This window comes from Aromatoleum sp. (assembly GCF_032027225.1).
In the GTDB taxonomy this organism is placed as follows: Bacteria; Pseudomonadota; Gammaproteobacteria; order Burkholderiales; family Rhodocyclaceae; genus Aromatoleum.
This window is the reverse complement of record NZ_JAVSMM010000011.1, coordinates 134,052-150,868: the sequence shown is the minus strand read 5'-3', so window position 1 is coordinate 150,868 and position 16,817 is coordinate 134,052. Positions and strand designations below refer to the sequence as shown.

Sequence of the window (16,817 nt, the reverse complement as noted above, 5' to 3'; positions counted from 1 at the left end):
GAGGCGCAATGCTCTGGCAGGCACTGACCGCGATGCGTGATCTACGGCGTTTGCACGAAATCGCCTCGATCCTGATCCGCTACGGGTTTGGCGACATGGTGCGCCGGATGGGGCTGTCCAACGCCTTGGAGCGGGCGGGGACGGCACTGCACTGGAACGAAGCGACAGACTTCGCCCACATGACGCCCCCTGAACGAGTGCGGCGGGCGCTGGAGGAGATGGGGCCGACTTTCGTCAAACTCGGCCAGGTGCTCGCTACCCGGGTCGATCTACTCGAACCCGAGTGGACCGCCGAATTCGGGAAATTACAGGACAGCGCGCCGCCCGCTCCCTGGGCAGCCGTACATCAGCAGCTCACCGAAGACCTCGGCGCGCCGCCCGAGGAAATCTTCGCGGCCTTCGATCCCGAGCCCTTGGCGGCCGCTTCCATTGCGCAGGTGCATCGGGCGCGTCTCGACGATGGCAGCGAAGTCGTGGTCAAGGTGCGCAGGCCCGGCATTCGGCCCATTCTGGAAGCCGATCTGCGCTGGCTTGCGCGCTTGGCCGAACTCGCTGAGACGGAGAGCGCGGAATGGCGCGTCCTGCATCCGCGCGAGATGGTGCGCCAGTTCGGCCAGTCGCTGCGCAATGAACTCGATTTCGCCGGCGAATGCCGCAATGCCGAACGCATCGCCGAGAACTTCACCGGCTATACCGATCAGGACTCTCCTCCTGTCGTCCCGGGCGAGGAGAAGCCGGACGCGGATGGCGCACATCCCATCATCGTCATTCCCCGCGTGTATTGGCAGTGGACCGGCGAGCGGGTCTGCGTACAGGAATTCATTGGTGGTATTTCCGGGCGCAGGCTTCAGGCCGTAGATCAGGCTGGCCTGGACCGCAAGATGCTCGCACGGCGTGGCGCCAATGCCGTACTGAAGATGATCGTCGAGGACGGGGTGTTTCACGCTGACCCCCATCCGGGCAACGTGTTCTATTTGCCGGGCAATCGAATCGCCTTCATCGACTTTGGCATGGTTGGCAGGCTGGAGGAGGAACGCCGCGACCAGTTGATCCGCCTGCTGCTGGGGCTGGTGAGGAACGACGCCCGCAGCGTCGTCGACGTCATGCTCGAATGGACGAGCGACGGTGTGGCAAATGAGCAGGATCTGTTGTCGGAAGTCCAGTCTTTCATAGATCGCTACCACGGCGTGCCACTGAAGCAACTGCGGTTGAGCGTAATGTTGTCCGACCTCGTGGCGATCCCGCGCCAGCATCACCTCGCCCTGCCCAACGATCTGTCCCTGCTGGTCAAAGCCTTCGTCACACTGGAAGGCTTGGGCCGTGAACTCGATCCCGGTTTCGACATGGCCAACCAGGCACTGCCGCTGCTGGAGCGTGCCATGCACGCGCGCTACTCCCCGGCAGCGCTGCTCAGACGGGGGCGGCGGGCGGCCGGTGACATCTTCTCGTTGTTGGCTGGCTTGCCCCAGGACATCTCCCGGTTGCTGCGAGCCGCCCGCCGCGGTCGCCTGGAAGTACACATCGACGTCACCCATCTGAGACGGGTCGGCGATCAGCTCGACAATGCCGCCAACCGTCTGGTGATCGGGATCGTCGTCGCCGCGCTCATCGTCGGTTCGTCCATCGTCATGACCGTGTCGGGAGGGCCGACGCTCCTGGGGTTGCCGGTCTTTGGCTTTCTCGGATTCCTTGGCGCGACAGTCGGCAGCCTATGGCTTCTGCTTTCCATTCTGCGCAGCGGGAGAGGACGATGAGCACCACCGGGAAGGTCGTCATCTTCTATTCTTCCATCGGATACGGACACATCAGTGCCGCGCAATCCATTCAGGACGAGATACGGCGGCAATCTCCGGCGACCCGGGTGCTGATGCAGGACATCCGCACGTTCATGCATCCGGTGTGGCGACGGGTTGACGAGCGCCTGTACTGGTTCGTCGCCAACCATCTGCCGGAGTGCTTCGAGAGTCTGTTCCGTACGATGCAGGCGCGCGGCAGCCGTGTGGCCTCGCTGTCGATGCTGCCCAACGATTATCCAGAAGAAAGCGTATCGGCCTACTTGACCGCGCAGCGGCCTGATGCCGTTCTCGCCAGCCATTACGGGGCGGCCCAAGTGCTGGGAACCTTGCGGGAAAAAGGACTGCTGTCCGACACGAGAATCGGTTGGCTGCATACGGATTTCTTCGAGGGCTATTTCCCGCGCATCTCCAAGCGGATCGACCGTACCTTTCTTGCCCACCCGGAACTGAAAACGCGCTGGCTGGCCGCAGGCGTTCCGGCCGATAAAATCGTTACCAGCGGCATGCCGGTGCGGATTCCCGCGGCATCCGCCGACGCCCGCCGTGCCACGCTCCAGGGCCTTGGGCTGTCGTTGGAGGTGCCGACACTGCTGCTGACCGGCGGCAAGGAAGGAGCGGGCGACTATCTGGGGGTCGTCGAAAGCATCGTTCGCCGCCGCCCGGGCCGCCTGCAGATCATCGCAGTGTGCGGCACGAATACGCGGCAATACGAGGCGCTTGCCGATCTGCGCGAAAGGCTGCCGGACACGGTGACGTTGAAGCCGCTGGGGCTGCTGCCGCGCAGCGAGATGGCGTCGTGCATGGCAGCCACCGACATCCTGGTCACCAAGGCCGGCGGGATGACGCCCGCAGAGGCTTTTGCCCTCGGGGTGCCGACCGTGCTGCTCGACGTGATCAGCGGGCATGAACGCGAAAACGCCGCGCTGTTCCTGCGCCAGGGCCTGGCCCGGTTCGCGGCCAGCGCCGACGATGCGGGCAGATCCGTGATGGAACTGCTGGGCGACCCTGCCGAGCGCGAGGCCATGCTGCGAGCCCAGCAGGAGTTCCGGCAGGGCATCGACATCGCGAGCATCGTGCGGTTTGCGCTGGACGATGGCTTCCGGCCAGGCCGCCCGCTGCCCGGCTATGGCGTCGAGAACGGCGCGCCCGTCCAGGGCATCGATCAGGCGCTGGCGCAACTGGATTCCGAAGCACCGGCAGAGGTCGAGCTGCTGTTGTCCTACGCCACGTCCAAAACGCCGCAACGGGTCGTTCTCGAAAACCCGTTCGGGCATCTTGCCGTGCGCATCGGCGACACCGTCTACAGCGCGAACTACATCGCGGACCCGTCCGTCGACCCGAACTTCCTGCAGCACGTGAGCCTGGCGGACTACCTGTACGGCATCCATCGTCCGTCCCGTTCGCAAGTTCACACCAACACCTACGGCATGGCCTATGGCCGTGAGACGCTCGGGCTGCGGGTCCAGGGCATTCCCGCCGAGCGCCGTGCGGCGATGGTGGCCGAGGCCCACCGCATCGAAAACGGATTCCGGGACGCAAGCCTGCGCTGGAGCAGGAGCGATCTCAATTGCGCCGACGTGGTTGCGCGAATTCTCGCCGCCGGTGGCTACGACGACCGCTCCTTGTACGACCGGGCGGGTCTGCCGAGCATGCCGCTGGATTTGTTCGAGCGGATGCGGGCGCACTTCGAGGCCGATACTTCCTTGCGGGAAGAACTGGTGGCCTACCGATTGCTGCCTGGAACGCAGGCAAGCTACCGCTTCTCCCGTTTTCCGCTGTCGGTCGGGCAGCCATTGCGCTCGATGGCGCGCGTCCTGAGCGATGCACCGCGGGATGCGCTTGAGCAGGCAGCGACCCGGCAGGTCACCGGTTACTTCGGCGACCGGCGGCTCTACGTGGAGAACCTGCGGGCATGCTGGCCAGCTTCGGAATCTGCGCACTCCTCCTTGACCAGCCGTCCTCATTTGGCGCTGGCGCAGGCCATCCGCGCCGATTTGCGGCGTCTGCTCGCGGTATACGTGAAACTGCCGCTCAAGCGGATCGAACGCCTGGGCAGCTTCCCCGCCGCACAGGAGTTCCACCGTCTCGCCGACCGCGGGCTCCAGCTCGCCCGACTCGCCACCGAGCACGTCGAAGATGACTTGCATCCCCGCACCGATCGCCTGCGCGCGCTGTTCACCCGGCTCGTGGAGGACTACGGGCGGATTAACCCGCAGCGTTTGGAGTCGCGCCACGTGCGGTCATACCTTGCGCGGCTTCGGGCGTTCGAGTCGACGCTGGGACGTGAACTCGTACCTACCGGTACTGCGTGGGCGCTCCTGCCCGCCTGGTGGCACAGGATAGCGGCGCTCGCTCGCACCAGTGCGCGGTCGCACCCTCGCAGCGGGGGGACGAGTGGGTTCAGCGGCATGCGGGTTGATCCGGGCGAAGTCGAGCTTAACGGCGATGCGAAAGAGCACGGTGCGCATCCTCTCGAAGCTGATCCGGCCGCGCGTTTGACGCTTGGTGACCTGGAAGAGCCCACCATGACCGTTGCCACTGACCATGAGGCACCCGATTTTTCGCAGTTCCATTACCATTGAAAAGATCGTTCGTATGAACTATGTCTTTATCGGAACAGTCGGAGGATGTATGCCAAATCATGCCGAAACAACCAGCGGCCACGAGGCGCGCAGTGCCAAGACCCGATCGCAGTTGATCGAAGCAACGATTGACGTTGTCGCTGCCGTTGGCTACGAGGGGGCAACCACACGCGCCTTGGCCCAGGCGGCCAAAACCACGCTGTCGGCCATTCCCTACCATTTCGGCAGCAAGAAGGAACTCTATCTGGCCGCAGCGGAGATGATCGCCGAATATGCGGCCAATCGCTTCGCGGAAGCCGCAGCCTTGCTCGACGATACGCCGGACATCGAGCTTTCCGTTCGCTTCGAACGCGCACTGATCCAAGTGCTCCACACCATGCTGGACGAGGCCGAGCCGCATGCCTGGACGGCATTCGTGGCCCGCTGCGCTTACGACAACGACGACGCCTTCGCCCTGATTCATGAACGCGCGATCGCTCCGCTGCAGAAGCGTCTAGTACATGCCGCCAGCCAGTTTAGCGGCCGATCTTCCGATGACGAGGCGCTGCGGATGCGCGTTATCGCAATTCTGACGGCAATTTTCAGTTTCAGGTTTCTGCGCGGCGTGATGCTCCGTGGCATGGACTGGAAAAGCATTCGGAACGAAGCCACCAAGCAAATCACGGACATGGTCCACGATCTCTGCCGAAGCGGCTTTCTTACTGTTTGGTCGGCTGATGACGGCGCGGACCAAAAAACAGGCCCCTCCCTTTTTGATTCCATCAATCGCTCTCAACTGAAAGGAAATACATCATGACTCTCCAATCCTACGCCTTTCCTGAGATTGTCGAGCAACTCCCTGAAGCTGGATTGCCGATCCCGGGCGTCAAGATTTTCATCTCGCACGCAGGCACGCACGAGGTGTGGTTCCTCAAGTCAGAAATCGATCTGGACTACCCGCCGCATGCCCATGCGGCGCAATGGGCCGTCGTCCTGGAAGGTCGAATTCACATCAAGATGGATGGTTCAAGTCGTACTTACGAGAAAGGGGACCAATACTACCTCCCGCCTGGAGTCGAGCATTCGGTCCGGATCGAAGCCGGCTACGCCGAGGTCATGTTCCTGGATGACCCAGACTTCCTTGGATTGCAGCAAAAGTTGAAACCTGCTGACTGTTCGTCCTGCTGATGACGGCGCGGACAAGAAAACAGGCCCCTCCCTTTTTGATTCCATCAATCGCTCTCAACTGAAAGGAAATACATCATGACTCTCCAATCCTACGCACACCAAACCATCGCATGGGTGAAACAACGCCTCGATGAGGCCGATGCCATTCTTTCCGAGGTCGAAAAATCGGCCGCCGATATCAAGGAGGATGCCCGCAAGCAAGCCGACGCAGCCCGCGCACGCCTCGCGGCATCCCGCGCGAAGCTGCAGCAGTACTACGATGATCTGCGCGCCCAAGCGGACACCGCGAAGCAGGAAGCGGGCGAAATTCAGGACAAGCTCGAAGCCGAATGGATCGAGGTCGAGTCCGCCCTTCAGCAGTTTGTCGCCACGACCGGCGATCAGGTGAAAACCACGCGCAGCATCGTCGTCGTCCGTGCGCACGCACAGCGGGAAGCGTGGCAAAACTCCCTGAAGGAGTTGCGTGACCAGGCGGCCGATGCCGTCGAGAAAGCCCGCGGCGAACTCGATGCCGCGTTCGATCACCTTTCCACTGAGGCCGAGAAATTTCAGGCACGTATCGGTGAGGTCAAGGACGCCGGCGATGAATCCTGGCGTGCCGTCAAGCAGGGGTTCACCAATGCCAAGGCAGCTCACGACGTCACGGTCCAGAAGATCAAGGATGCCTTTTCCAAGGTTCTTTGAACCTAGGCGCCACGTTGCTTTTACTTTGGCTTATCAGGAGAAATCACCATGAAACTTCGCTTTTCCACAATCGCCTTGGCGCTGCTTGCTCAGACAGCGTTGCTGTCAGCTCCTCCCGCCTTGGCACAGAATGCAGAAGCACAGGCCGATTCAGCCGCCGCACAGAAGGAGCCCTCAAGGGTTCACCAAGCACTGGCGTGGTCGCAGGATCGGCTGGCCCAGCTTGATGCCAACATTACTGCCCTGGAAAAAGACGCCAGCAGGCTCCGGGGCGAGGCGCGCACCAAGGCCGATGCGGCGTTGGCGGACCTGCGCAAGCAGCGGGATACCTATCGCCACCGGGCTCAAGATGCCGCAGCCAACGCAAAGAACTGGAGCGATGCCCAGATCGCCGAAGCACGTCAGGCACTTGACAACGATTGGGCCACCTTCCAGGCCACCCGAGACAAATATCTTGAGGAAAGCAAGGCCAGCATCGCTACGCAGCGTGCCGTACTGGAGGCGGAACTGAATGCGCAGCAGAAAGCGCTTGCTGGATTGCGTGCCGACGCGGCCAAGCTCGCGGCGGATCAGCGCGCAGCCATTGAAGGGCGTATTGCTGCACTGAATGCAGATGTGGAGGAGACCAAGGCCCGGGTCTCGAAAGCCTCGTCCGAGGTATGGGAGACCACGAAAAAGAGCTATGGGGAAGCCCAGCGGCTTTTCTCCGAAACCTATGCGTCTATCCGCCAGTCCATCGACGAGGCCAAAAAGTAATTTCCCTAATGCCGGAGACGCAGGCATGTCCTGCGCATTCTCGTCTCTGGCGCATGTGCAGATGCATGGGAAGGTGACAGCCGGAAAATTCTATTGAAGGGGAAAGGCGATGAATCTGACAAGTGAAATCAAAGCCCTTGGCGTAGAGATCGCCGAGCAAGCTCGCCAACGGACGAAGCCGCAAGATGAAGCCCCGCCCCCCACCGAAGAAGTGAGCTGCGTCAGCGAAGCACGTTCTCAATTACACGATGCCGACGCTTTCTTGAAAGCTGTAAACGAAACCCTTGACGAGTTTGCGGACGATCTGAATAGGCACCCGCGCTTGACGGCGCTGGCCGCGCTTGGCATCGGCCTGGCTGCGGGCGTCGTCATCGGTTACCAGGCTCGATAACCGATTTGTGCTTTCCTTGAAAGGTCTCCTATGTCGACTCTCAACTCTGCAAAACTCTACGGCCGCATAGCATTGCTGCGCCGCCAAGTCCTGCTTCGACAGCTCATTCGGCGCAGTATCACCGCCGCACTGGCTATCGCGGCGTTCATCGCCACCTCCGGGCTGGCGACTTATGCGCTGTTCCTGGCCATCAAAGCTCCTCTCGGTGATCTCGGGGCAACACTGGCAATCGCTACCCTTTACTTGGTGGCGGCGCTCATTTTGCTGGGTTACACCTTGCATGAGCCACATTCCCCTGAACTGGAGGCACTTGCCGAAATGGAGGCCGCCGCGCTTGAAACAGTCACGGCCGATACGCAAGGCATCGTGCAACTGGCCACCGCAGCCGGCCACCGCATCGAGAATCTTGGCAGCAGCTTGACTCTTGGCGTTGGCATGCTGGGCGCGCTTCGCAAGCTCCTGGCTTCTCGAAAGCCTTAAAGAACGGGGCGCAACCGACCGGCTGTGCCGGTGAGTACTCACAAGAAGAACGCACCGCGAGACGTAGATCTGTGCCAACGCGGAACTCAGTTATCACGGCAAGGATTTGCCAGCCACCCAGTGAGGAAGGGGACACATGGAACTTCGTCACTTGCGCTGCTTTCTGGCCGTGGCCGAAGAACTCCACTTCGCCCGTGCGGCCGAGCGGCTGCACATCGAGCAGTCGCCGCTATCGCGCACCATCAAGGAACTGGAAGAAGACCTGGGCGAGCAGTTGTTCGTCCGTACTAGCCGCAGCACACGTCTGACGCGGGCCGGCAGACTGTTTCTGGAGCACGTGCCGCGTGTGTTCTCCGCCTTGCAGCAGGCCCGCGACAGCGTGAAGGCGGCAGCCAGTGGCTTCCACGGCCAATTGCGCATTGCGCTGTCCGATGGCATCACGCCCTCACGCTTGCCGACCTTGCTGGCGATGTGTCGGCAGGAGGAACCCGAGGTTGAGATTCGATTGTTCCAAGTGCCGCTGTCACAGCAGATCAAGGGGTTGCAAGACGATCTGTATGACGTGGGCTTTGCACAGTCCGATGAAGTGGGCGATGGCATCGCGGCTGACGCAGTGTGGAGCGACCCGCTGATGGTGGCGGTGCCGGCGCGGCACCATCTACTGAAGCACAAGCGAATTCCACTGGATGAAGTGCTGCACTTTCCTCTCGTGCTATGCGACCCGCAGGCGTGCGAGGGCCTCGCGCGACAAGTCGAGCGTGTTCTGCGCCGCTCTGACCGGGAACCGCTGATCGTCGAGCGCGTCGCCTCGTTCGAGCTGATGATGGTGGTGGTTTCAGCCGGCTTCGCCTTGGGACTGGCAGGCGGCCCGCACATCGCGGCAAGCCGGGAGCCCGGCGTAGTAGCTCGACCCTTGGCGGGACGTTCGCCCATGCTGCTGACCTACCTGCTGCGGCGCGAAGGCGAGATTTCGGAAGTGCTGTCCCGATTCATCGAGCGGGTGCAAGCCATCGATTTGTCCGAAGGCATGAGGTCCGCTCTACCACCTGAACCTGATCTCCAGGAGGAAACCGACCTATGAAGAAATCCATCCTGTTCCTGCTGGTCGTGCTGCTAACCGCTTGTGGCCCGTCTGAGGCCCCCAAGCAGGCCAACGTGCCGACCGTGGATGAGTTGGCCGCCGATCCGTCGCGGCTGAAGGAGTTGCGCCAGCAATGCAAGACCGACCGCGTAATGCTTGGCGACGTGTTGTGCAATCGCGTTGCCGAGGCCACGCGCAAGCGGTTCTACGGCGACGGAAAGACGCCCTACACACCATCGGAAACGCCACCGAAGTTCTGATCGTCAGTTCTCTGCAATAAATCCTGCCCTTCTTTGCAAACACGCCGCAGCGCGCTCGCGCCTGCGGCGTTTTTATTGGTTTCTTCGCAGCCTGAAACCTTGTTTTTTTCATCATCTTGCTTCCGATAACGGTCTTTGACCGGCACTGACTCGGCACTGATCCTCGCGCTATGCGGCACGTCCTTGTGCCGCTTTCTGACGAGGAATCAGCGCAGGGGAAATCGGAGGCCAGTGAATGCAAGCTCAGGGCGTGCTGTTCGGGCAGATCGCCGCCGTCTTCGGCATCGTGATCGCCGGTGTGTGGAGTGCAACGCAATGGACAGCCGCCGCCCTGGGCTATCAACTACGCCTTGGCTCGCCGTGGTTCGACTTCTTTGGAACGCCGGTCTATCACCCCTGGCGGCTGTTCGAGTGGTGGTTCTTCTTCGATGCCTACGCGCCGCACGTCTTCGACATAGGTGGCGCGATTGCAGGCGGCAGCGGCCTGGTAGCCGTGGTGGTCGCCATCGCCATGTCGGTGTGGCGCTCGCGGCAGTCGCGCCTGGTCACTACCTACGGTTCGGCACGCTGGGCCGATGCGGATGACGTTCGCAAAGCCGGGCTGACTCAGCCGGCCGGCGTTTTCCTCGGCCTGCATCGCGGGCAGTACCTCCGGCACGAAGGCCCGGAACACGTCCTGACCTTCGCGCCCACTCGCAGCGGCAAGGGCGTGGGACTGGTGGTGCCCACTTTGTTGAGCTGGCCCGCGTCCGTCGTAGTCCACGACATCAAAGGCGAGAACTGGACGCTCACCGCCGGCTGGCGTTCGCGGTTTAGTCATTGCCTGCTGTTCAACCCGACCGATGCGAAGTCGGCGGCCTACAACCCGTTGCTGGAAGTGCGGCGCGGCGCGCATGAAGTGCGCGACGTGCAGAACGTGGCCGATATTCTGGTCGATCCCGACGGCGCGCTCGAACGCCGCAACCATTGGGAAAAGACTTCGCACGCGCTGCTGGTCGGCGCGATCCTGCATGTGCTCTACGCAGGCGAAGACAAGACGCTGCGCGGCGTCGCCAACTTCCTCAGTGACCCGGCTTGCCCGTTCGAGCTGACGTTGCACCGGATGATGACGACGAAGCACTTGGGCGATACACCGCACCAGGTTGTCGCGTCCGCTGCGCGCGAAGTGCTCAACAAGTCGGACAACGAGCGGTCGGGCGTCCTTTCCACCGCCATGTCGTTCCTCGGCCTGTACCGCGACCCTACGGTGGCCGAAGTCACGTCGCGCTGCGACTGGCGCATCGCCGACCTGATTTCCACCGAGCACCCGGTATCGCTTTATCTGGTGGTGCCGCCGTCCGACATCAGTCGCACCAAGCCGCTGATCCGGCTCATCCTGAACCAGATCGGCAGGCGCTTGACGGAATCGCTCGACGGCAGCGACGGCATCCAGCGCCGCCACAAGCTGCTGCTGATGCTCGATGAATTTCCAGCGCTGGGCCGGCTCGACTTCTTCGAGTCCGCGCTGGCCTTCATGGCTGGCTACGGCATCCGTAGCTTCCTCATCGCTCAGTCGCTCAACCAGATCGACAAAGCCTACGGCCAGAACCATTCGATTCTGGATAACTGCCACGTCCGCGTGACGTTCGCCACGAACGACGAACGCACGGCGAAAAGGATTTCCGAAACACTCGGCACCGCCACCGAACTGCGCGCGCAGCGCAACTATGCGGGCCACCGGCTCGCGCCGTGGCTCGGGCATCTGATGGTGTCGCGGCAGGAAACCGCGCGCCCGCTGCTGACGCCCGGCGAAGTGATGCAGCTTCCGCCGGATGAGTCCGTGGTGATGGTGTCCAGCGTCGCGCCGATCAAGGCGAAGAAGCTGCGCTACTACACCGACGCCAATTTCAAGCGCCGTGTGCTGCCGCCGCCCGCGCTGGCGACCGGGCAGTACGCCGACGTGCCGCCATCGCGGCCCGACGACTGGAGCGGGCTGGCGATCCCGGCCGTACCCGCCGCGCCGGCCACAGCATCCGCCGACGACCTGGGCGGCACCGATGACGGCGGCCCGCGCCGCCAGCCGGAGCTATCCGAAGTTACCGAATACAGCCCCGAACCGCTGTCCGCAGGCAATGACCTGGGGCTGCTCGATGACGACGACGACCTGCCGCTACCGCTTCCCGGCCAGCTCGACCCGGCCATGCAGCGCACGGCCCGGCTGGCTTCCCTCGACCCCAACGACGGAATCGACCTATGAGCCAATACCGCCTCAATCTGTTCATCCAGCACGAGCACGCCAAGCGGCTGGAAGAACTGGCCGCCAAGAAAGGCGTGTCCAAGTCGTCCATCGTCGCGGCGGCGCTGGCGTCCTGGCTGTCGCCGGACGCGGGCGACCAGCGCGAGGCGGCCATCGCCAAGCGGCTGGATCGCCTGTCGCGGCAGGCCGATCGACTGGAGCGCGACCAGAACATCCAGATCGAAACGCTGGCGCTGTTCGTGCGCTACTTCCTGACGGTCAGCACGCCGGTGCCCGAAGCGCATCAGGACGCGGCCCGCGCGCAGGGCAAGGCCCGTTTCGAGCAGTTCGTTGAACAGTTGGGCCGCCACCTGCTGCGCGGGCGCAGCCTGGTGCGCGATGTGGTGGAGGAACTGCACCCCGACCCAATGCGGATGGATGACGCGGCGGCGCAGGCCGAAGCCCATGAACGTGCTGCGGAGCGTGCCTCATGAGCGCCGTCCCGCAGATCCCGCCCGAACCCCGTTCATCGGCCGCGACCTCGCTGGATCGCCGCATCCAGATGCTGCGCACGGCAATGGGGCCGCTGATCGCCGCCGCGCTGGAAGACCCGGACGTGGTGGAAATCATGCTCAACCCCGACCGCACCCTATGGGTGGATCGGTTGTCGTCTGGCCGCACGCCGCTGGGCGTCGAACTGCCCGAAGCCGATGGCGAACGCATCATTCGCCTGGTGGCCGCGCACGTCGGCGCGGAAGTGCATCGCGGCCAACCGCTCTTGACCGCCGAGTTACCCGAAACCGGCGAGCGGTTCGAGGGCATCTTGCCGCCGGCCGCGCCTGGCCCGGCCTTCGCGCTGCGCAAGCGGGCCGTGAGCATCATCGGCTTGGATCGCTACGTCAGCGACGGCATCCTGACCGCAAGCCAAGCGGACTTCCTGCGCCGCGCCGTGCGCGAGCGCCAGAATATCTTGATCGCCGGAGCCACGAGCAGCGGCAAGACCACGCTGGCGAATGCGCTGCTGGCCGAGATCGCCGCCACGGGCGACCGCGTGCTGGTGCTCGAAGACACCATCGAGCTGCAATGCGCGGCCCGCGACCATGTACCGCTGCGCACCCGCGCCGGCGTCGTGTCGATGACCGAGCTGGTGCGCGCCACGATGCGCTTGCGCCCCGACCGCGTGATCGTCGGCGAAGTACGCGGCGGCGAAGCCCTCGACCTCATCAAAGTGTGGGGAACGGGACACCCCGGCGGCATCGCCACCATCCACGCTGGTTCCGCGCTGGGCGCATTGCTGCGCCTCGAACAGTTGATTCTCGAAGTCGCGGTGAACCCGCCGCGTGCGCTGATCGCCGAGGCGGTCAACGTCGTCATCCACATCGCCGGACGTGGCCGCAAGCGCCGCGTCGGAAGCATTGCCCGCGTCGTCGGCTTCGACGGCATGGGCTATCGCCTGGCGGACGCGCTGGAAACGCCGTTTCCCGAGTTGCCGCCGCTTTCTTCTCCGTCCCCTGACCAACCTGGAGAACTGCCATGACGCAGATGCACGCTCACGCTTTCCGCTTTTCCGTAAATCCGCTTCCCCGCCTGTCCAGCCTTGCGCGGCTGCGCAGCCTAGCCCACCCGGCGGGGCAAGGTCTGCTGCTGGCCGCGCTGCTGCTGTTGCTGGCTGGCACGGCACAGGCCGCCGGTTCCTCGATGCCCTGGGAAGGGCCGCTGCAATCCATTCTGGAGTCGATTCAGGGGCCGGTGGCGCGCATCGTCGCGGTCATCATCATCATCGCCACGGGCCTCGCGCTCGCCTTCGGCGATACGTCGGGCGGCTTCCGCAAGCTGATCCAGATTGTGTTCGGCCTGTCCATCGCCTTCGCTGCGTCCTCGTTCTTCTTGAGCTTCTTCAGCTTCTCCGGCGGGGCTGTCGTATGAGTACGGCCAACGATCTTCCGGGCTTCGAGGTGCCGCTGCATCGCTCGCTGACCGAACCGATCCTCATGGGCGGTGCGCCGCGAACGGTCGCCATTGCGAACGGCACGCTGGCCGCCGCCGTCGGACTGGGCCTGCAACTCTGGATTCCTGGCGTGGTGCTCTGGATCGTCGGCCATTCGCTGGCGGTGTGGGGCGCGCGCGTCGATCCGCAGTTCATGGTCGTGTTTGCCCGGCACATCAAGCACAAGCCGCTGCTGGACGTGTAGGGGGATGCCGCCATGCTGAACCTTGCCGAATACCGCCAGCGGCCCGCGCTGCTGGCCGACTGGCTTCCCTGGGCCGGGCTGATCGCGCCGGGCGTCATCTTGAACAAGGATGGCGCTTTCCAGCGCACGGCGCGCTTTCGCGGACCGGACTTGGACAGCGCCACGCAAGGCGAACTGATCGCCACCTCGGCCCGGCTCAACAACGCGCTTCGCAGGCTGGGTTCGGGCTGGGCACTGTTCATCGAGGCCGAGCGCCGTCCCGCCGCCGACTATCCGCGTTCCGACTTCCCCGAACCACTGTCGTGGCTGGTGGAGGAAGAACGCCGTGCCGCGTTCGAGGAATCGGGCCATCACTTCGAGAGCGGCTATCACCTGACGCTGGCCTACCTGCCGCCGGAGGAATCCCGCGCCCGCGCCGCCAAGCTACTTTACGAGAACACGCCCAGCGACGGCGTGGACTGGCGCGGCCGGCTCGATGCCTTCGTGGCGGAAACGGATCGGGTCTTTGACCTGCTCGATGGTGTGATGCCGGAAATCGCCTGGCTCGATGACGCTGAAACGCTGACCTACCTGCACGCCACGGTGTCCACGCGGCGCTACCGCGTGAGCGTGCCGGAAGTGCCGTTCCATATCGACGCGCTGCTGGCCGATTCCGCTCTGGTCGGCGGCCTCGCGCCGACGCTGGGCGACCAGCACCTGCGGGTGGTGTCGGTACGGGGCTTTCCGACTTCCACCTGGCCGGGCCTGCTGGACGACCTCAACCGCCTGGGCTTTGGCTACCGCTGGAGTACGCGCTTTGTCTGCATGGACAAAGCCGAGGCGGAAAAGGAGTTGGGCCGCCTGCGCCGCCAGTGGTTCGCCAAGCGCAAGAACGTGGTGGCGCTGCTGCGCGAAACCATCTTCCAGCAGGAAAGCCCGCTGGTCGATACCGACGCCAGCAACAAAGCGGCCGATGCCGATGCCGCCTTGCAGGAGCTGGGCAGCGATCAAGTCGCCTTCGGCTACCTCACCGCCACGGTGACGGTGCTCGACGCCGACCCGGCCGCTGCCGATGAAAAGCTGCGCATGGTGGAGCGCGTCATCCAGGGCCGGGGCTTCGTCACCATCCCCGAAACCTTGAACGCGGTCGATGCCTGGCTGTCGTCCATTCCCGGCAATGCCTATGCGAATGTGCGCCAGCCCATCGTCTCGACGCTGAACCTGGCGCACATGATGCCGCTGTCGGCGGTATGGGCCGGGCCGGAGAAGAACGACCACCTGGGCGGCCCGCCGCTGATCGTCACCCGCACCGATGGCGCGACGCCGTTCCGGCTGGTGACGCACATCGGCGACGTGGGCCACACGCTGGTCGCTGGCCCGACCGGCATGGGCAAGTCGGTACTGCTCGCCATTTTGGCGATGCAGTTCCGCCGCTACTTCGGCTCGCGCATCTTCGCATTCGACATGGGGCGCTCGATGCGAGCCACCATTCTCGGCTTGGGCGGCGAGCACTACGATCTCGGAGCCGATGGCGGCATTGCCTTCCAGCCGCTCGCCCGCATCGACGGCGAGGGCTACCGCACCTGGGCGGCCGAATGGGTGGAAGGCCGTCTTCTGCATGAAGGCGTCACCGTCGGCCCGGACGAGAAGGCGGCGATCTGGTCGGCGCTGGGGAGCCTGGCCGGTGCGCCGGTGGAGCAACGCACGCTGACCGGGTTTTCCGTGCTGCTGCAATCCAACGCGCTGCGGCAGGCTCTGTCGCCGTATGTACTGGGTGGCGCGCACGGCAAGCTGCTGGACGCCGACCGCGACCGGCTGGGCATGGCCGCCGTGCAGGGCTTCGAGATGGAAGAACTGATGCACAGCCCCGCCGCCGTGCAAGCGGTGCTGCGCTACCTGTTCGCCCGCTTCGATGAGCGCTTCGACGGTGCGCCCACGCTGCTGATCCTCGATGAAGCCTGGTTGTTCCTCGATGAGCCGTCTTTCGCGGCGCGCATCCGGCAATGGCTCAAGACGCTGCGCAAGAAAAACGTGTCGGTGATCTTCGCCACGCAATCGCTGGCCGACATCAAGGACTCGACCATCGCGCCCGCGATCATCGAAAGCTGCGCCAGTCGGATTTTTCTCCCTAACCCTCAGGCGACAGAGCCTCAGATTCGCACGATCTACGAGGGCTTCGGCCTCAACAGTCGGCAAATCGAGATCGTCGCTACCGCGCAGCCCAAGCGCGATTACTACTACCAATCGCGCCTGGGCAATCGCCTGTTCGACCTCGACCTGGGGCCGGCCGCGCTCGCTTTTGCGGGCGCATCTACACCACAAGACCAACGCGACATCGACCGCGTGCTGACGCAGGCCGGCGCTCCCGGCTTCGCCGGCGCGTGGCTGCGCCATCGCGGCCTCGATTGGGCCGCCGACCTGCTGCCGTCCTCACCGGCGGCGGCTTCTTTCCTCAACTCCCCACCACTGGAGGTTTCACCATGAATACCAAGCACCGTTTGCTGTCTGCCTCGCTCGCCACCGTGCTGTCGGTGTCGCTGTTGGCCTCACAGCCTGCATCCGCACTGACGGTGTTCGACCCGTCCAACTTCGTGCAGAACACGCTGACCGCCGTGCGCACACTGGAGCAGATCAACAACCAGATTAATCAGCTCCAGAACGAAGCGCAGATGTTGATGAACCAAGCGCGCAACTTAGCGAATCTCGACTTCAACATCGTCAATCGCCTGCGCTCGACACTGGCGACTACCGAGCGCCTGATCACCGAGGCACGCGGCCTGGCCTACGACGTGCAGAGCATGGATGCCACCTTCGCCCGGCTGTACCCGGAGCAGTACGCAGCGACGGTGAGCGGCGACCAGATGCTACGCGACGCGCAAGAGCGTTGGAAGAACACCTTGAACGGCCTGCACACCGCGATGCGGATGCAGGCGCAGGTGTCGCAGAACCTGGCCCAAGACGAAAGCGCACTGGCCGACCTCGTGAGCCAGAGCCAGTCGGCCACCGGCGCGCTGCAAGCCATGCAGGCGACGAACCAGCTTCTCGCCTTGCAGGCCAAGCAGTCCATCCAGGCCCAGCAGCTCCAGATCACGCAAGACCGGGCGGCCTCGCTGGAACTGGCGCGGCAGGCGGCGGCCACCGAGCGCGCCCGCGAAGTGCGGCGGCGCTTCCTCGGCACCGGCACGCCGTACACGCCGCAGTCCGTCAACTTCTACAACAACTGACAGGAGGCGG

The 16,817-nt window shown here is 63.9% G+C and carries 17 protein-coding genes; all 17 read left to right on the top strand.

Features of this window, described 5'->3' with window-relative positions:
- Positions 1-8: 8 nt before the first annotated feature.
- The 17 genes from ROZ37_RS13560 (at position 9) to trbJ (ending at position 16,807) form a co-directional block, all read left to right on the top strand.
- Positions 9-1,754, top strand: coding sequence for an ABC1 kinase family protein (locus tag ROZ37_RS13560; protein WP_012584376.1), 1,746 nt, complete (start codon positions 9-11; stop codon positions 1,752-1,754).
- Positions 1,751-4,378: an MGDG synthase family glycosyltransferase gene (locus ROZ37_RS22115; RefSeq protein ID WP_074170636.1), complete on the top strand. Its 2,628-nt coding sequence runs from the start codon at positions 1,751-1,753 to the stop codon at positions 4,376-4,378. The genes ROZ37_RS13560 and ROZ37_RS22115 overlap by 4 nt, the downstream gene beginning before the upstream one ends.
- A 13-nt stretch (positions 4,379-4,391) precedes the next feature.
- Entirely contained in the window at positions 4,392-5,174 is a 783-nt protein-coding gene (locus ROZ37_RS13550) for a CerR family C-terminal domain-containing protein (protein WP_196484670.1), read from the top strand.
- Positions 5,171-5,545, top strand: coding sequence for a cupin domain-containing protein (locus ROZ37_RS13545; RefSeq protein WP_063942008.1), 375 nt, complete (start codon positions 5,171-5,173; stop codon positions 5,543-5,545). The genes ROZ37_RS13550 and ROZ37_RS13545 overlap by 4 nt, the downstream gene beginning before the upstream one ends.
- Positions 5,546-5,620: 75 nt before the next feature.
- Entirely contained in the window at positions 5,621-6,229 is a 609-nt protein-coding gene (locus tag ROZ37_RS13540) for a hypothetical protein (RefSeq protein ID WP_063942009.1), read from the top strand.
- A gap of 48 nt (positions 6,230-6,277) precedes the next feature.
- Complete coding sequence (locus tag ROZ37_RS13535; protein WP_060092220.1) at positions 6,278-6,985, top strand: hypothetical protein; 708 nt, start codon at positions 6,278-6,280, stop codon at positions 6,983-6,985.
- A gap of 109 nt (positions 6,986-7,094) precedes the next feature.
- On the top strand, positions 7,095-7,376 hold the full coding sequence (locus ROZ37_RS13530; protein WP_023110648.1) for a hypothetical protein: 282 nt from the start codon (positions 7,095-7,097) through the stop codon (positions 7,374-7,376).
- Positions 7,377-7,406: 30 nt separating this feature from the next.
- Entirely contained in the window at positions 7,407-7,856 is a 450-nt protein-coding gene (locus ROZ37_RS13525) for a hypothetical protein (protein ID WP_023110647.1), read from the top strand.
- Between the two features lie 136 nt (positions 7,857-7,992).
- Positions 7,993-8,937, top strand: coding sequence for a LysR family transcriptional regulator (locus ROZ37_RS13520; RefSeq protein WP_023110646.1), 945 nt, complete (start codon positions 7,993-7,995; stop codon positions 8,935-8,937).
- Positions 8,934-9,197: an EexN family lipoprotein gene (locus ROZ37_RS13515; protein ID WP_023110645.1), complete on the top strand. Its 264-nt coding sequence runs from the start codon at positions 8,934-8,936 to the stop codon at positions 9,195-9,197. The genes ROZ37_RS13520 and ROZ37_RS13515 overlap by 4 nt, the downstream gene beginning before the upstream one ends.
- A 235-nt stretch (positions 9,198-9,432) precedes the next feature.
- Positions 9,433-11,433 carry a conjugal transfer protein TraG gene (locus ROZ37_RS13510; RefSeq protein ID WP_023110644.1) on the top strand — a complete coding sequence of 667 codons (2,001 nt, stop codon included), beginning with the start codon at positions 9,433-9,435 and terminating at the stop codon, positions 11,431-11,433.
- Positions 11,430-11,906 (top strand): hypothetical protein, encoded by a 477-nt coding sequence (locus tag ROZ37_RS13505; protein WP_023110643.1) that lies wholly within the window; start codon positions 11,430-11,432, stop codon positions 11,904-11,906. The genes ROZ37_RS13510 and ROZ37_RS13505 overlap by 4 nt, the downstream gene beginning before the upstream one ends.
- Positions 11,903-12,949 (top strand): P-type conjugative transfer ATPase TrbB, encoded by a 1,047-nt coding sequence (gene trbB / locus ROZ37_RS13500; RefSeq protein ID WP_023110642.1) that lies wholly within the window; start codon positions 11,903-11,905, stop codon positions 12,947-12,949. Before ROZ37_RS13505 ends, trbB begins: the two co-directional genes overlap by 4 nt.
- The gene (locus ROZ37_RS13495; protein ID WP_023110641.1) at positions 12,946-13,338 is read left to right on the top strand and encodes a TrbC/VirB2 family protein; all 393 of its coding nucleotides are present in this window, start codon (positions 12,946-12,948) and stop codon (positions 13,336-13,338) included. Before trbB ends, ROZ37_RS13495 begins: the two co-directional genes overlap by 4 nt.
- The gene (locus ROZ37_RS13490) at positions 13,335-13,604 is read left to right on the top strand and encodes a VirB3 family type IV secretion system protein (RefSeq protein ID WP_023110640.1); all 270 of its coding nucleotides are present in this window, start codon (positions 13,335-13,337) and stop codon (positions 13,602-13,604) included. The genes ROZ37_RS13495 and ROZ37_RS13490 overlap by 4 nt, the downstream gene beginning before the upstream one ends.
- A gap of 12 nt (positions 13,605-13,616) precedes the next feature.
- Positions 13,617-16,067: a conjugal transfer protein TrbE gene (trbE, locus tag ROZ37_RS13485; protein ID WP_023110639.1), complete on the top strand. Its 2,451-nt coding sequence runs from the start codon at positions 13,617-13,619 to the stop codon at positions 16,065-16,067.
- Entirely contained in the window at positions 16,064-16,807 is a 744-nt protein-coding gene (trbJ, locus tag ROZ37_RS13480; protein WP_023110638.1) for a P-type conjugative transfer protein TrbJ, read from the top strand. Before trbE ends, trbJ begins: the two co-directional genes overlap by 4 nt.
- Positions 16,808-16,817 lie beyond the last annotated feature (10 nt).

Excerpts from the sequence above, each read along its gene's own strand:
- ROZ37_RS13535 (WP_060092220.1), top strand. The coding sequence starts at position 6,278 with ATGAAACTTCGCTTTTCCACAATCGCCTTGGCGCTGCTTGCTCAGACA.
- ROZ37_RS13520 (WP_023110646.1), top strand. The coding sequence starts at position 7,993 with ATGGAACTTCGTCACTTGCGCTGCTTTCTGGCCGTGGCCGAAGAACTC.
- ROZ37_RS13525 (WP_023110647.1), top strand. The coding sequence starts at position 7,407 with ATGTCGACTCTCAACTCTGCAAAACTCTACGGCCGCATAGCATTGCTG.
- ROZ37_RS13550 (WP_196484670.1), top strand. The coding sequence starts at position 4,392 with ATGAACTATGTCTTTATCGGAACAGTCGGAGGATGTATGCCAAATCAT.
- ROZ37_RS13530 (WP_023110648.1), top strand. The coding sequence starts at position 7,095 with ATGAATCTGACAAGTGAAATCAAAGCCCTTGGCGTAGAGATCGCCGAG.
- ROZ37_RS13490 (WP_023110640.1), top strand. The coding sequence starts at position 13,335 with ATGAGTACGGCCAACGATCTTCCGGGCTTCGAGGTGCCGCTGCATCGC.
- ROZ37_RS13560 (WP_012584376.1), top strand. The coding sequence starts at position 9 with ATGCTCTGGCAGGCACTGACCGCGATGCGTGATCTACGGCGTTTGCAC.
- ROZ37_RS22115 (WP_074170636.1), top strand. The coding sequence starts at position 1,751 with ATGAGCACCACCGGGAAGGTCGTCATCTTCTATTCTTCCATCGGATAC.
- ROZ37_RS13545 (WP_063942008.1), top strand. The coding sequence starts at position 5,171 with ATGACTCTCCAATCCTACGCCTTTCCTGAGATTGTCGAGCAACTCCCT.
- trbJ (WP_023110638.1), top strand. The coding sequence starts at position 16,064 with ATGAATACCAAGCACCGTTTGCTGTCTGCCTCGCTCGCCACCGTGCTG.
- ROZ37_RS13510 (WP_023110644.1), top strand. The coding sequence starts at position 9,433 with ATGCAAGCTCAGGGCGTGCTGTTCGGGCAGATCGCCGCCGTCTTCGGC.
- trbE (WP_023110639.1), top strand. The coding sequence starts at position 13,617 with ATGCTGAACCTTGCCGAATACCGCCAGCGGCCCGCGCTGCTGGCCGAC.
- ROZ37_RS13540 (WP_063942009.1), top strand. The coding sequence starts at position 5,621 with ATGACTCTCCAATCCTACGCACACCAAACCATCGCATGGGTGAAACAA.
- ROZ37_RS13505 (WP_023110643.1), top strand. The coding sequence starts at position 11,430 with ATGAGCCAATACCGCCTCAATCTGTTCATCCAGCACGAGCACGCCAAG.
- ROZ37_RS13495 (WP_023110641.1), top strand. The coding sequence starts at position 12,946 with ATGACGCAGATGCACGCTCACGCTTTCCGCTTTTCCGTAAATCCGCTT.
- ROZ37_RS13515 (WP_023110645.1), top strand. The coding sequence starts at position 8,934 with ATGAAGAAATCCATCCTGTTCCTGCTGGTCGTGCTGCTAACCGCTTGT.
- trbB (WP_023110642.1), top strand. The coding sequence starts at position 11,903 with ATGAGCGCCGTCCCGCAGATCCCGCCCGAACCCCGTTCATCGGCCGCG.